The sequence below is a fragment of the Streptomyces sp. NBC_00377 genome (assembly GCF_036075115.1).
Lineage (GTDB): Bacteria > Actinomycetota > Actinomycetes > Streptomycetales > Streptomycetaceae > Streptomyces.
This window is the reverse complement of the sequence record NZ_CP107958.1, coordinates 8,696,595-8,710,968: the sequence shown is the minus strand read 5'-3', so window position 1 is coordinate 8,710,968 and position 14,374 is coordinate 8,696,595. Positions and strand designations below refer to the sequence as shown.

Annotated in this window: 10 protein-coding genes and 1 pseudogene; 5 read left to right on the top strand and 6 right to left on the bottom strand. The window is 72.3% G+C overall.

The features are described from left to right. Nucleotides 1–38 precede the first annotated feature (38 nt). The 5 genes from OHS71_RS38705 to OHS71_RS38685 form a co-directional block, all read right to left on the bottom strand. Nucleotides 39–884 (bottom strand): carbohydrate ABC transporter permease, encoded by an 846-nt coding sequence (locus OHS71_RS38705; protein ID WP_328483988.1) that lies wholly within the window; start codon nt 882–884, stop codon nt 39–41. Continuing rightward, a complete protein-coding gene (locus OHS71_RS38700) occupies nt 881–2,239 on the bottom strand; it encodes an ABC transporter permease subunit (protein ID WP_328483987.1) in 1,359 nt (452 codons plus the stop codon). Before OHS71_RS38700 ends, OHS71_RS38705 begins: the two co-directional genes overlap by 4 nt. Nucleotides 2,240–2,245: 6 nt before the next feature. Further along, the gene (locus OHS71_RS38695) at nt 2,246–3,574 is read right to left on the bottom strand and encodes an ABC transporter substrate-binding protein (protein WP_328483986.1); all 1,329 of its coding nucleotides are present in this window, start codon (nt 3,572–3,574) and stop codon (nt 2,246–2,248) included. A gap of 82 nt (nt 3,575–3,656) precedes the next feature. Beyond that, a complete protein-coding gene (locus tag OHS71_RS38690) occupies nt 3,657–5,351 on the bottom strand; it encodes a glycoside hydrolase family 13 protein (RefSeq protein WP_443047135.1) in 1,695 nt (564 codons plus the stop codon). A gap of 173 nt (nt 5,352–5,524) precedes the next feature. Then, complete coding sequence (locus OHS71_RS38685; RefSeq protein WP_328483984.1) at nt 5,525–6,793, bottom strand: ABC transporter substrate-binding protein; 1,269 nt, start codon at nt 6,791–6,793, stop codon at nt 5,525–5,527. A gap of 124 nt (nt 6,794–6,917) precedes the next feature. Between OHS71_RS38685 and OHS71_RS38680 the strand changes: the two genes are divergently transcribed. The 5 genes and pseudogenes from OHS71_RS38680 to OHS71_RS38660 all read left to right on the top strand — a co-directional run. Continuing rightward, the gene (locus OHS71_RS38680) at nt 6,918–7,433 is read left to right on the top strand and encodes a PadR family transcriptional regulator (protein WP_328483983.1); all 516 of its coding nucleotides are present in this window, start codon (nt 6,918–6,920) and stop codon (nt 7,431–7,433) included. Beyond that, nucleotides 7,430–8,179, top strand: coding sequence for an ABC transporter ATP-binding protein (locus OHS71_RS38675; protein ID WP_328483982.1), 750 nt, complete (start codon nt 7,430–7,432; stop codon nt 8,177–8,179). The genes OHS71_RS38680 and OHS71_RS38675 overlap by 4 nt, the downstream gene beginning before the upstream one ends. Before the next feature lie 3 nt (nt 8,180–8,182). Further along, on the top strand, nt 8,183–10,477 hold the full coding sequence (locus OHS71_RS38670) for an ABC transporter permease (protein ID WP_328483981.1): 2,295 nt from the start codon (nt 8,183–8,185) through the stop codon (nt 10,475–10,477). A gap of 98 nt (nt 10,478–10,575) precedes the next feature. After that, entirely contained in the window at nt 10,576–11,010 is a 435-nt protein-coding gene (locus OHS71_RS38665; RefSeq protein ID WP_328483980.1) for an ATP-binding protein, read from the top strand. A 189-nt stretch (nt 11,011–11,199) separates the two neighbouring features. Then, nucleotides 11,200–11,655 (top strand): annotated as a pseudogene (locus OHS71_RS38660) (spore photoproduct lyase family protein); the annotation flags it as partial. A gap of 345 nt (nt 11,656–12,000) precedes the next feature. Here OHS71_RS38660 and OHS71_RS38655 read toward each other — a convergent pair. Continuing rightward, the gene (locus tag OHS71_RS38655; protein ID WP_328483979.1) at nt 12,001–14,124 is read right to left on the bottom strand and encodes a SpoIIE family protein phosphatase; all 2,124 of its coding nucleotides are present in this window, start codon (nt 14,122–14,124) and stop codon (nt 12,001–12,003) included. Nucleotides 14,125–14,374: the final 250 nt, after the last annotated feature.

The following is a 14,374-nucleotide window of genomic DNA, read 5'->3' as shown; positions in this document are numbered from 1 at the left end:
GAACCCCGGTCGGCAGGTGGCGGCGGTCCCCGCGGCCGCTACTTCACGGAGCCCGCCATCACCCCCTGCACGAAGTGCCGCTGGAAGGCGAAGAACACGACCACCGGCACGATCAGCGACAGGAACGCGCCCGGCGCCAGCACGTCGATGTTGCTGCCGAACTGCCGTATCTGTGACTGGAGTTCCACCGTAAGGGGCTGTGAGGAGCTGTCGGCGAACAGGAGGGCGACCAGCATGTCGTTCCACACCCACAGGAACTGGAAGATGGCCAGGCTCGCCAGGGCGGGCCGCCCCACCGGCACCACGAGCCGGGTGAAGATACGCCACTCGCTGCCCCCGTCCATGCGGGCCGCCTCCAGCATCTCCCGCGGAATCTCGGCGAAGTAGTTCCGCAACAGGAAGATCGCGAACGGCAGTCCGTAGGAGACGTGGAAGAGGACGACACCGGGAATGGTGCCGAACAGCCCCAACTGGCCGAAGAGTTTGGCCACCGGCAGCAGACCGATCTGCACAGGTACCACGAGCAGCGCGACCACGAGCAGGAAGACGGCGTCACGGCCGGGGAAGTCGAGCCATGCGAAGGCGTATCCCGCCAGTGCGGCGATCACCACCACGAGAAGCGTCGTCGGCACCGAGATCAGCACGGTGTTCCAGAACGCCTGCGTCATCCCGGCGTTGCCGAGCAGCGCGGTGTAGTTGTCGAAGGACAGCTGCCGGGGACTGGTGAGCGCCGTCCACCAGCCGCCCTCGGCCGTGTCCCGCGCCGACCGCAGGGACGACACGAGCAGTCCGGCGAGCGGCGTGAGCCAGAGCAGCCCGACGACCACGAGGACGGCCTGCACCGCACTGTTGCCGAGACCGCGCCGCAGCGCACTGAGGTTCATCGCTGACTCCCTCGGAAGCGACGGACGTTGAAGACCATGGCGGGGATCACCAGCAGCAGGAGCAGCACGCCGAGGGCGCTGCCCAGCCCCTGGTCGTTGCCGCCGCCGAAGGACACCAGCCACATCTGGGTGGCCAGCACGGTGGCGTCCTCCTGCACCGGTCCGGGCGCGATGATGTAGACGAGGTCGAACACCTTCATCACGTTGATGACGAGGGTCACGAAGACCACCGTCAGCACGGGCGCGAGCAGCGGCACGGTGATCCTGCGGAACACCTGCCACTCGTTGGCGCCGTCCATCCGCGCCGCCTCGAGCGAGTCGCGCGGCAGCGTGGACAGGCCGGCGCCGATCAGCACCATCGCGAAGCCGGTCCAGATCCACAGGTAGGCGCCGATGATCGCCGGGGTGACCAGCGTCGGGCCGAGCCAGGAGATGCCGTCGTAGGGCGGGGCGAAGTTCGAGCCGGGAAGGGTGACGGTGTACGAGCCCCCTTCGAGGCCGGGGAGGCGAAAGGATCCGTCGGCCGCGGTGGTGGTGCTCGCGACGGTCTTCCCGTCGCGCACGGCGACGACCTCCATCTTCGGCAGTCCGCTCTCCCCGCGGTCCACCGCCCCCTGCTTCCCGCCGCCGCCCGGGGTGAAGTCCAGGTAGACCACGCCGCGCAGTTCGTCGGGGCCCGCTTCGCGGCCGGCCGCCCGGTAGGCGGGGCGCGCGCCCGCCGGGAGTTCCCCGGGCGGGACGCCGACCAGGCCGAGCACCAGTGTGTCGCCCGGTGACACGCCGGTGCCCGTCCGGTACGAGCCGTCGGCGCCGTGGACCAGGCCCTGACCGTCGCGAGCGCGGGCGGACGGGTACGAGGAAGTGTCCTGGAAGGCGTCGTGGACGCCGACGGCCGCCGCGTTCAGGACGCCCTTGTCGGGGTCCTCGTCGTAGGCGAGCCGGAAGATGATGCCCGCGGCCAGGAAGGAGACCGCCATGGGCATGAAGAGCAGCAGTTTGAACGCCGTGGCCCAGCGGACCTTCTCGACGAGCACGGCGAGGATCAGGCCAAGGCCGGTCAGCAGGGTCGGAGCGACGACGACCCAGACGGCGGTGTTGCGCACGGCGTTCAGGGTGGCCGGGTCGCGGAACATCTCGGTGTAGTTGTCGCCGCCCACGAACCGTGTACCGGAGGCGTCGAAGAAGCTGCGGCCGACCGAGAAGAGCACGGGGTAGACGACGAGCGCGCCCAGCAGGAGCAGCGCGGGGAGGACGAAGAGCAGGGCGACGGTCCTGCCCCGCCGCCGGGCACGCCGCTTGCGGGCGACGGTCGCGGCGGCCGGGGGCGGGGCCGTCTTCGTGAGCGTGGCGGTCATCGGCGGTCAGCCCTTGTAGGCCTTGGCCGCGGCGCTCTCCAGCTGTGCCGCGGTCGCCTTCGGGTCGGCGGGGTCGCGCAGGAAGTCCTGGAGGATCTTCCACTCGCCCGCGCCCTTGGTCCCGCCGAACGCGGCCGGGGCCTGGTCGGACATGTCGAAGCGGACGGTGTCCCCGGCCGCTATGAGCGACTTGGCGGTGGTCCGGGTGACGTCGTCGCCGTAGGAGGTGAGATCGAGCTTCCTGTTCGGCGAGAGGAAGCCGCCGGCCCCGGCCCACACGGCGGCGGCCTCCGGGGTGGCCAGGTACTCCAGGAGGGCCATGCCGGCCTTGGTGTTCTTGCCGTCCTTGAGGACGACGGCCGCGTCACCGCCGCTGACCACCGGGGCCTCGCCCGCGCCGACGGGCGGGAAGGGGAAGAAGTCGGCGTCCTCGCCGATCTTCCGGCCGAACTGGTCCTTGGCGACGCCCGCGACGAAATCGCCCTCGTAGACCATGCCCGCTTCGGGCTTCGGTCCGAAGACCTTCTCCACGGAACCGGGGAAGTCGGTGTTGAGGGCGCCCTTCTGGCCGCCCGCGAGGAGCTGCTTGTCCTTGAACAGGGTGCTGAGCGTGGTGAGGGCGTCGACCACGCTCCCGTCGGTCCACTTCAGTTCGTGGGCGGCGAGCGCGTCGTACTTCTCGGGCCCGGCCTGGGAGAGGTAGACGTTCTCGAACCAGTCGGTGAGGGTCCAGCCGTCCTGGCCCGCGACGGAGAAGGCGGCGAGGCCGGAGTCGGAGACGGCGTGCCCGGCCTTCAGCATCTCGTCGTAGGTCTTCGGCGGCTGGACGCCGGCCTGGTCGAGCGCGTCGGGGCTGTACCAGACCGTCGACTTGTGGGCGGCTTTGAAGTAGAGGCCGTAGAGGGTGCCCTTGACGCTGCCGTAGTTCTTCCAGACGGGTGCGTAGTTGGCCGCGACGGCCTTCTGGGTGGTCGGCGAGAGCGGCTCGAGCCAGCCCTTGCCGGCGAACTGCTGGAGCACGCCGACCTGCGGGACCATCACGACGTCGGGGGCGTTGCCGCCTTCGATCTTGCTGCCGACGACGGTGGAGACGTTGTCGCCGGTGGAGACGAACTGCGTCTTGGCGCCGGTCTTCTCGGTGAAGGCGTCCAGGACCTTCTGGAAGTTCTTCTGCTCGGTGCCGGACCAGACACCGGCCACGGAGACGCTCTGACCGCTCAGTGCCTGGTCACCGCCGCCCGCGGAGACGGGGCCACCGCCTCCGCAGGCGGTCGCGCCGAGTGCCAGGGCGAGGGTGGTGCAGCCGGTGAGCAGGGGGGTACGTCGTCGCATCATCGTTGATGTCCCTTCGGGAATGGGGAGTTACCGGGGTGGGGAGTTGACGGGCGGGAGTTGAGGGACCGGGAAGCCGAGTCGCTCAGGAATCGGTGTCGTCGCCGATCCACCAGGCGGCCGTGGAGCCGGGGAGCACTCCGGCCGGGCAGTGGCCGCTGGACAGCAGGGGGACGCCGCGGACGGGCGCGGGCGCGGGCGCCGTACCGAAGTTGACGGCGCAGACCAGGCCGTCGCCGCGGGCGAAGGCGAGCACGCCCGGCTGGGTGTCCAGCCAGCGCAGCGTGCCCTCGCCGAGCTGGGGCAGGGTGGCGCGCAGGTGGAGGCCGTCGCGGTACAGGTGCCAGAACGAACGGGTGTCGGCGAGGGCGCGGTCGGTGGCGTACTCGGCGAAGTACTCGGGCTGCGGCAGCCACGGTTTGGTGCCGTCGACGCCCGAGGTGAAGCCGAACGGTGAGGCCTGCCCGGACCACGGCAGCGGCACCCGGCAGCCGTCCCGGATCCGGGCGCGGCTGCCGGTGCGGCGGAAGATCGGGTCGGTGAGCACGTCGTCGGGAAGGTCGACGACCTCGGGCAGGCCCAGCTCCTCGCCCTGGTAGATGTACGCGGCGCCGGGCAGCGCGAGCAGGAGCAGGGCGGCGGCGCGGGCGCGGGCGGCCCCCAGGCCGCTGCCCTCCACGGCCGGCTCGCCGTAGCGGGTGACCGTGCGGACCTGGTCGTGGTTGTTGAGGACCCAGGTGACGGTCGACCCCGTGCCCGCGATGTCCTGCATGGCCTCGGTGATGACCTTGCGGAACGCGTCGGCGTCCCAGGAGGCGCTGAGCAGGTCGAAGAAGAAGGCCTGGTGCAGTTCGTCGGGGCGGACGTACATCGCGTGCTCGCGGGCCGTCGGGACCGAGACCTCGCCGACCAGGAGCCGTTCGCGGCCGTCGTGTGCGGTGTACTGCTCGCACACTGCGCGCCAGCGGCGCCACACGTCGTGCACCTCGGGCTGGTTCCAGGCGAGCGGGTTGACGGAGTCGCGGGTCCGGGCGTCCGCCTCGGGATCCGGTGAGTCGGGCAGTGCGGGGTGCTTGTAGAGGCCTGCGGCGACATCGATGCGGAAGCCGTCGACGCCCCGGTCCAGCCAGAACCGCAGGACCCGCTCGAAGTAGGCGCCGACCTCGGGGTCGCGCCAGTTCCAGTCGGGCTGTTCGGGCGTGAACATGTGCAGGTACCACTGGCCCGGGCGGCCGTCCGCCTCGGTCACCCGGCTCCAGGCCGGGCCGCCGAACATGGCATGCCAGTTGTTGGGCGGCTCCGTGCCGTCCGCCCCCCGCCCGTCGGCGAAGTGGAAGCGCGACCGGGCCGCGTCGCCCGGCGCCGAGGCCAGCGCTTCGCGGAACCACGGGTGCTCGCTGGAGCAGTGGTTGGGGACGATGTCGAGCAGCATCTTGACGCCCAGCCGCCGGGCGGCCGCCACCAGGCGGTCGAACTCGGCGAGGTCGCCGAAGAGCGGGTCGACGTCGCAGTAGTCGGCGACGTCGTAGCCGTGGTCGTGCTGCGGTGAGGGGTAGAAGGGGCTCAGCCAGATCCCGTCGACGCCGAGCTTCTTCAGGTACGGCAGTCCGGCGCGGACCCCGGCGAGATCGCCGACGCCGTCGCCGGTGCTGTCCAGGAAGCTGCGGACGTACACCTGGTAGATCACTGCCTCGCGCCACCATCGGTGCGTGCCGGAGTGCGTGTCGATGTGCTGGGAGCTCACCCGTTGGCCTGTCTGTGCGGGCTGACTGTTATGCATGCATGTTAGGTAGGCGTCTCACGGGGGTGTCAACGAACGGACAGCAGATATCTGCCAGGCCTGGCCGTAAAGAGGTGTTTACCAGGACAAAACGCACCCGGTTGATACGTCGACGTTACCTAACATGTAAGTAGGTGATCGCCGTCGGGATGAACGGCGTCGGCTGACGGAGGTCAGCCGCGGCGGGAGATGTCCGCCAGCTCCCGGGCCAGTCGGCGCACCGCCGCCTCGGGCGTCGAGTGCCCGGCCATCGCGTCGTGCACGACCGCCTGCACCACCATGCTGACCTGGTCGTACCGGGGGCTCTTGGGCCGCGGCTCGGCCGTCGCGATGCTCGCGCGCAGGGTCGGCAGATACGGGAACCGGCGCACCAGTTCCGGGTCCTCGTACAGATCCGCGCGTACCGGGGGCAGTGCCCCCTTGGTGAGCACCTGCCGCTGGACGCCCTCGCCGGTGAGGTACGCGATCAGGCGCGCGGCGGTGTCGGCATGCTCGGCATGACTGCTGACGGCGAGGTTGGAGCCGCCGAGCACACTGGTCCCGGGCCCGTCGCGGCCGGGCAGCGGGACGGCGCCGACCTTGCCGGCGACCGCCGACCCGTCGGCCGAGGCGCTGACGTACGCGTACGGCCAGTTGCGCAGGAAGAGCAGCCGTCCGTCCTGGAAGGCCTGCCGGGACTCCTCCTCCGTATAGGTCAGAGCCTCCTTCGGCACCCAGCCCTCGCGGACGCCGCGCGCGAGGAATCCGATGCCCTCCCGGGCGGCCGAGTCGACGGTGACGCGGTCGCCCTCGTCGCCGAGGATCGTGCCGCCCGCCGAGTACACGGCCTCGGCCGCGTTCACGGTGAGGCCCTCGTACGGCAGGAACTGGCCCGCGTAGCCGTCGAGGCCGTGCCTGGGCGCGACGGTCTTCGCGTCGCGCTCCAGTTCGGCCCAGGTGCGGGGCGGCGGAATGCCCTCGGCGGCGAGGACGTCCTTGCGGTAGAGGAGCAGCCCGGCGTTGGTGACGTACGGGACGGCGTACAGCCGGCCGTCGTACATCGCCGTGTCCACGACCGGCCCGAGGAAGCTGCCCAGCGGGAACCGGTCTCGCGGCAGCGGGCGGATCCAGCCGGCGGCGGCGAACTCCGAGGTCCAGGCGACGTCGATGTTCAGGACGTCGAAGCGGCTGCGGCCGCCGTCGCGCAGATCGGTGATCATCTGGGCGCGGGTCTCGTCCGCGGAGTCCGGCAGTTCGACCAGCGTGACCTTCTCGCCGGGGTGGGCGCGGTTCCAGCCCTGGAGCAGCGGGCCGAGGTAGCCGGTGAGGTCGCCCGCGGTGGCCAGGGTGAGCGGTCCGCGGCCAGGCGGCCCCACGGCCGCATGGGCGCCGGACGCTCCGTAACCGGCCAGCACGACAGCGAGGACGAGGAGACCCCTACCGGCGGCGCGTATCCACCGCATAGGTTCCTCCCTGTACACCGGCGCCGGGCACCCTCGCCCGGAGTCAGAGGCTATGTATACCCGTTAGGTATGGGCGATACTAGGGCCTGGAACACAATACGAGGCTGCGAGGAGGACAGCACGAGTGCGCCTGCCCCTCCTGGCCCTGCTGGCGCGCGGCCCGGCCCACGGCTACGAGCTCAAGCAGGACCTTGAGCGGCTGCTGGGCGCCGCGTACCCTCAGCCGAACATCGGCCAGATCTACGTGACTCTGAGCCGCCTCGAGAAGACGGGACTGATCGAGGGCGAGGAGGTCGAGCAGTCGAGTCGGCCCAACAAGAAGATCTACCACCTCACCGGGGCCGGGCAGGAAGCGCTGCGCGTCTGGTACGAGGAGACGTCGGACGAACCGCGGTTGCGTGACGAGTTCTTCATGAAGCTCGCGCTCGCCCCGCAGACCGGTCTCGCCGACCAGATCGCCCTGATCAACAAGCAACGACGCCACTACCTGAACACCATGCGCACCCTGTCGAAACTCGTCACGGGCGAGCACCGGGACAACCGGACGGCCCGGCTGCTCGTCGAGGGCGCCATGCTGCACCTGCAGGCCGACCTCGACTGGTTGGAGCGCTGCCAGGAGGAACTGGAGGAGCCGCAGTGAAAGACGCCAACGCTCCTGCGCTGCGGGCCGAGAAGCTCGTGAAGACCCACCACGGCGAGGGGGCGCCGGCCCGTGCCGTGCGCGGCGTGGACCTGTGCGTGCGGCAGGGCGAGTTCGTGGCCGTCACCGGTCCGTCCGGCGCCGGGAAGTCCACGCTGCTGCATCTGCTGGGCGGCCTCCAGCGGCCGGACAGCGGCAGCATCTGGCTGGACGACGTGTGCACCGACGGCTACAGCGAAGCGCAGTGGGCCGTGGCGCGCCGGCGCCGTATCGGCGTCGTCTTCCAGTTCTTCAACCTCGTCTCCAACCTCTCCGTCGCCGACAACGTGGAACTGCCCGCGCTGCTGGCCGGGGTCTCCCCCAGGCGGGCACGGGCGGAGCGGGAGGAACTGCTGGCCGAACTCGGCCTGGCCGGCAAGGAACGGAGCATGCCGGGCGAGCTGTCCGGCGGCGAGCAGCAGCGGGTGGCACTGGCCAGGGCCCTGGTGAACCATCCTCCGCTGCTGCTCGCGGACGAGCCCGCGGGCAGCCTGGACAGCAAGGGCACCCGTGAGGTGACCCGGCTGCTGTCCCGTTTCCATCAGCGTGGCCAGACCATCCTCCTGGTCACGCATGACGCCCGCATGGCGAGCACCGCGGACCGGGTGATCAGCTTCTTCGACGGCCGGATCGCCGACGACGCGGAACTGGACGGCACCCCGTCGCCCGGCAGGGGGATGCCCGCGGTGCTCGAGCTGAAGGACTGACCTGTGCGAGCCACGTTGCGCTGGGCGCACTCGGACCTGCGGACACATCGCGGCGAGGCGCTGTTCCTGGTGCTGGCCACCGTCGGCGTCGTCGCCTCCCTGCTGCTGGCCACGGCCCTCTTCGGGTATGCGACGAACCCCTGGGAACGTGTCTTCACACAGTCCCGGGGCGCACACGTGTGGCTCCACACCGGTCCCTCGGCGCAGGCGGGCAAGGTCGCCGCACTGGACGGCGTCGAGTCCGTCGCGGGCCCCTACCCCACCGCTTCCACCACGGTCGCCTCCCGCGGCGCCCGCGCCTTCGTCGAGCTGCGCGGCACCGCCGCCCGGCCCGCCGTCGGACGCCCCCTGCTCGTCTCCGGCGGCTGGCTCGATGCGGCGGCGCCCGACGGCGTGGTGCTGGAGAGCAGCCTCGCCCGGGCGCTGCTGGCCGAGCCCGGGGACGTGCTCACCCTGCCCGGCGGCGGCACCCCGCTGACCGTGCTCGGCGTCGCCGACAGCCCTGAGCCGCGCTTCCGGCCGGGCGAGCAGCCGGGCCTCGTCTGGGCACTGCCGGCCGCCGTGCCGCGGGCCCGCGCCGACGGCGGTCAGGTGATCGGGCTTCGCCTGACGGATCCCGGTGACACCGACTACGCCGTGCAGCGCGCGGTCACCGTGCTCGGCGCCGGCGCCGTGCGGGAGGTCTCCACCTGGCAGCAGGCGCGGGCCGAGGCGCAGGGCGAGGACCGGCTGCTCGGACAGATACTGGGCCTGTTCGGCCTCGGCGCGCTCGCCGCCGCCGGACTCGCCGTGCACGGCGCGATCGGCACCCGCATCCGTGGTCATCTGCGGGACATCTCGATCCTCAAGGCGATCGGTTTCACACCGGGCCAGGTCATGCGTGTCTTCCTGCTTCAGCACCTCGCGTACGCGCTGCTCGGCGCCGTGGCCGCCGCGACGTTCACCCAGGTGCTGGGCAGCCGGCTGCCGGGCCGCCTGGGAGACGCGGTCGGGGTGTGGCAGGGGCTGCCGGGACACGCGGCGACCCTGGTCGGGATACCGGTGGGGGTGGTGCTGTTCATCGGCGCGACCACGGGGCTGGCGGCCTGGCGGGCGGGGCGGGTGCCTCCCGTCCCGGTGCCGCGGACCGCCGCCCCCGCCGGCGGACGGCTGTCGGGCGCGGCCCGGCGCGCTCTCGGTCTGCGGCTGCCGCCCGCGCTGGTCCTCGGCTGGCACCGGACCTTCAGCCGCCGCCCCCGCTCGCTCGCGACGATCGCCCGCCTCGCGCTGCCGCTGACGCTGATCGTGGTGGCGATGAGCGCGTGGACGACCATCGAACGCTTCCACAGCACACCGCAGGAGATGGGGCTTGCGGCCGCGCTCACCGTCCGCGCCGACGACGGACTGAGCGACGCCGCGACCCGGGCGCTGCTGACGCGCAGTCCCGAGGTCGCCGCCGCCTATCCGGGCGTCGAGGTGGCGGCCCTGGTCCCGGGCCAGACGGCGACGATCGCCCTGCGCGGCCTCGGCACCCGAGAGGACCCCTACCCCTACACGCTGGCCGAGGGCCGGCCCGCCCACGGTCCCGACGAGGCGGTGGCCGGACAGGGGCTGCTGGACCTCCTGGACGTCCGGGTCGGCGACTGGGTGCGTACGACGGTGAGCGGCCGGCCCCAGATCCTCCACGTCGTGGGCCGCAGCATCGAGCCCGAGAACGCCGGCCGGGTCATCTCCACCTCGCTCGACACCCTGCGCGAGAACGACCCCGAACTGCGGTCGACGCTGTACCAGGTCCGGCTGCGGGACGGCGCGGATCCGCAGCGCGTCGCCGCCGAACTGACCGCCGCGGCCGGTCCCGGGCAGCTGGACGTGCACATCGTGACGAACCCCGCCGACGGCCTGTCGCCCCTGCGCAGTGTGGTCGTGGGCCTGCTCGGCGTGCTCGCGCTGATCGGGCTCGTCGACCTGCTGACCGCCATCGGCGGCGCCGTGCGCGAGAGCGAACGGGATCTGCTCGCCTTCAAGGCGATCGGTCTGTCCCCACGGCAGATCACCGGGATCACCGTCACGGCCACCGGGTGCACGGTACTGGCCGCGGTCACCGTCGCCCTGGCCCTGGGCCTGCCGCTCTCCCTGTGGCTGATCGACGCCCAGGGCCGCTCGAGCGGCATCGGAGCCGGCATCGCCCACCGGCCGTCCCTTGTCGCCCTGTCCTCCTTCGGCGCGGCGGCGTTGCTGGGCGCCCTGGCGCTCGCGGCCCTGCCCGCGACCCGTGCCGCCCGGCGCCGGCTCGCGGACACGCTCAGTGCGGTGGCGTAGCCCGTCGTTTCGCAAGACTCCCTCGCGGCCGCCTTGGACCTGCGGTTTCGGGGCAGACGGAACACGAAGGCGGCTGGTCGGCCAAAGGAAGGACAACAGTGGCGAAGGACTCATCGCTGAGGGCTGTCGGGTGGGCGCGTTCGCTGCCGGTGAGCAGCGGAGTGAAGGCCGCCCGGGACTGGACCCGCGAACATCTGGCGACGCTCAGCTGGGCGCAACGGGACCCGGACCTCGTCGACGCGGTGCTCCTCGCCGTGTCCGAGCTGGTCACCAACGCCCACGTGCACGCCCACAGCGCGGCGCAGCTGATCCTCACCTGGGACGAGGAGTGCCTGCACGTGACCGTGCACGACACCTCGCCCCAGCTCCCCGAGCAGCGCGACCCCGGCAACGCGGCCCAGGGCGGGCGCGGTCTGCTGCTGGTCGATGCGCTCGCCGACCGCTGGGAGGCCTATCGCTGCCCGCGCGGCAAGAAGGTGACCGTCTGCTTCCAGGCGGGCGCCGACCCGGGCCCGGCGCACGCGGAGAAGTGAGCACGACCTCGAGCGTCCGGGGCGGCCCGTACAGTTGAAAGCGCGGATTCATCCGTTGCGGCATGTTCAGTTCTGCTTCGACCCGACCGGAACCCTCATGCGCCACCCGCCCACCGCCTCGGACGGTGACTGCGACGCCCTGTTGGGACTCGACGCCCTGGGCCCCGGCCCCGTCACCCCGAGCACTGGGTCCGTTTCTCGGTGATGCCCCCGGAGGACCCCCGGCTGCTGGACGTGCGCACCTCACCGGTCGCCGAGCGGATCGCCGCGGCGGCCGACTTCCTGGACGCGGGCTACGAGGCGCACTTCAACCTCTCCCCCGTGGTCGTACGCCCCGGCTGGGAGGAGGCCTGGGCGGAACTCCTCGATCAGCTGGACGGCGTCCTGCCCGACCGGGTCAAGCGGCAGGCCGACGCCGAGGTGATCATGCTGACGCACAACCAGGAGCTGCACGAGGTCAACCTCGGCTGGCACCCCCGTGCCGAGGACGTCCTGTGGCGGCCGGACCTCCAGGAGACCAAACGCTCCGAGAACGGCGCGCTGAACGTCCGTTACGCCAGCCCCGCCAAGGGGCGTGCGGTGGGGCGGCTTCGTGCGCTGGTCGCCGCCCGGGCTCCGTGGCTGCGCATCCGGTACGCGTTCTGACGCGCCTCGGGCGTCCGAGGTCCTCGGCCTCGGCGGTCGTCCCGGTGGGCGCGTTCCTCGACCGCAGCGGTCGTCCCGGTCGGCGCGGCGGCTGTTCCGCCCGGCGTCGCCGGGTGCCTGGCCGGCCCACCCGGCTCGTGCCGGGCGCGCTCGTGCTCGGCGTCCGCGGAACCGGACGGCGGCCTGCCGAGTGCGCTCTCACCGGGGTGCGGGACCCGGGGCGTCCCCGGCGGGTCGGACAGACGTGCGGACCAGCGGTGTGGTTGTTGCCGTGCGTCGAGGCGGCGGCCTCCGTACTGATCCTGCGTCCCGCGGCCCGTGCGCGCTCGGCTCCGCACTCGGCGTTCATCGTGAGTGGATGAGGAGCAACGCGACGTCGTCGCTGCGCAGCGCGGACCGGCGGACGTCGTCGACCAGGCTGTCGGCGAGGGCCTCCATGTTGGGGGTACGGATCCGGGCCAGTTGGTCGGCGAGGCTCTGGATGGCGTCCCCGATGCCGACACCGGGCGCCTCGACGAGTCCGTCGGTGTACAGCGCGAGCACGGTGCCGGGTGGCAGGGCGATCTCGGTGGTGGGGTACTCGGCCGCGCGGTCGATGCCGAGCAGGAGACCGGGCTCGAGGTGGAGAACTTCCGTGTGGCCGTCCGGGTGGCGCAGGATCGGCGGCGGGTGCCCGGCGGTGGCCAGACAGGCGTGGTGACGGGCCACGTCGATGTCGATGTAGGTGCAGCTGGTGAACAGGCCGGGGTCGAGGTCGGCGAGCAGGCGGTTGGTGCGGGCGAGGACCTCGCCGGGAGAGGCGCCCGCGCCGGCGTGGACGGCGGTACGGACCTGCCCCATGAGCGTGGCGGCCTGCACGTTGTGGCCCTGGACGTCGCCGATGGCCGCGGCGGCGTTCGTCTCGTCGAGGCGGATGAAATCGTAGAAGTCGCCTCCGATGCCCGTGCCGTGGCCGGCCGGGAGATAGCGGGCGGCGACCTCCAGTCCGGGGACGTCCGGCAGGGTGCGGGGCAGCAGGCCGGCCTGGAGGTTGCGGGCGAGCTGGTGTTGGGCGTCGTAGAGGTGGGCGCGGTCCAGAGCCTGGGCGATCAGTCCGGCGAGGGCGGTCAGGACCGCGCGTTCCTGTGGGGGGAAGGGATGGGGCCGGTCGTAGGCGAGGACCAGGGAGCCGACCGGGCGGCCGGTGGTGATCAGCGGGAGGAACGCCCACGCGGCCATACCTCCTTGGAGGACGGCCGTGCGATGTTCCCGTTCCAGCTCCGCCAAGCTGCCGAAGAAACAGGGGATCCCGCTGGTCAGCACGCGTACCGAGGGCGTGTCGGACGTCAGCGGGATGGCGTCGAGGCGGTCCATGAGGTCGGCGGGGTAGCCGCGGTGGCCGATGATCCCGAGTCGCCCGTCCTGCGCGGTCATCAGGGCGAGGGCCCGGGCGCCGAAGGCCGCCAGGATCTGGTCGGCGACCCTGTCCACCACGTCGGACACGCCGACGGCCTCGGTGAGGGCGACCGCGAGGTGCGTCAGGGCGTAGAGGGCGGTGGCGCGGCCCGGTTCGGCGGGCGGCGCCGGGGCGACCAGCAGCGGAGGGTCCGGCGGGTGGGCTGCCAGGGCACGGACGATGCGCACGCTGATGCCGGTGGCGTCCGGATACAGGTGGAAGGACAGCCAGTGGTCCGGCGGGCGCAGCGTGGTGAAGGAGGTGGGCCGGCGGCTGAGGGCCGCGGACCGGTAGCGGTCTTCGGCGACGGGAGTGTCCAGCCACGGCAGCGCCTCCCACGGCCGTGCTCCCAGCAGGTCGGAGACGCCGACGCCGAGGAGGCGTGCCGCCGCGGTGGTGATGAAGACGATCCGGCCGTCCACGTCCAGCGAGCAGCAGCCGTCGGGAAGGCGCTCGGCGAAGTCGACCGCGGCCTGTGCCTCGTGCTGCCCGGCGGCGCGGGTCCGCGGTGGGGGCAGTAGGTACGGCTCGGGCCCGGCCAGCATGCGGTGGCCCGCGTCGGCGGCCTCCCGGAGGATCTCGCCGAGACGGTCGCAGACGCCCCGCAACTCCTCGCGTTCCCCCGGGCTCAGCGTCGGGGGGTGCGAAGCGGGCCAGTGCACCACCAGGCCGCCCCACACGGTCGGGCCGCTCGTGATCGGGGCGGCGGCCAGAGCGAAGGCGTGGGGCAGGACGAGCGCCATCTTCGGGTAGCGGCGCGCCCACTCCTCTTCGCTGCCGATCCACACCAGACGGCGCTCCCGTACGGCGTCGGCGACCGGGGTCGCGGCCTCCAGCGTCACCCGCGCCCACGGAACGGCGATCCGCCACGACACCCCGCTCAGCAGCGCCAGTTGCAGGGCGGGCTCGTCGGGCGCCAGCAGATACACCCCGCTGACGATGGCGCCGCTGTCCCGCGCGAACCCGAGCAGAACCGATTCGAGTGCCTGCGGGCCGAAGTCCGCAGAATGATCGGTGGACGCGGCCTCGGACACGCGCTCACCTTCCTCCGCAAGTGGCGGGCGGTGATCCCGCGGCCATGCCGATCCGCGGACGGCCGACGCCGGTCGACCGGCCTGCCGACGCCGCCGCCCGGACCGTCCGCCCGGGCGGTACGGGCCCCTGCCCCGCCGCGGCAGAGGGGCGGCCTCCGCGGATCCGCCAGGTGTGCTCCGGCCGGCACCGCCGAACGCGCCGAGCCGCCTGCCGGTGTGTCCGGCGGCGGCGACGGCACGGACCGCTGGA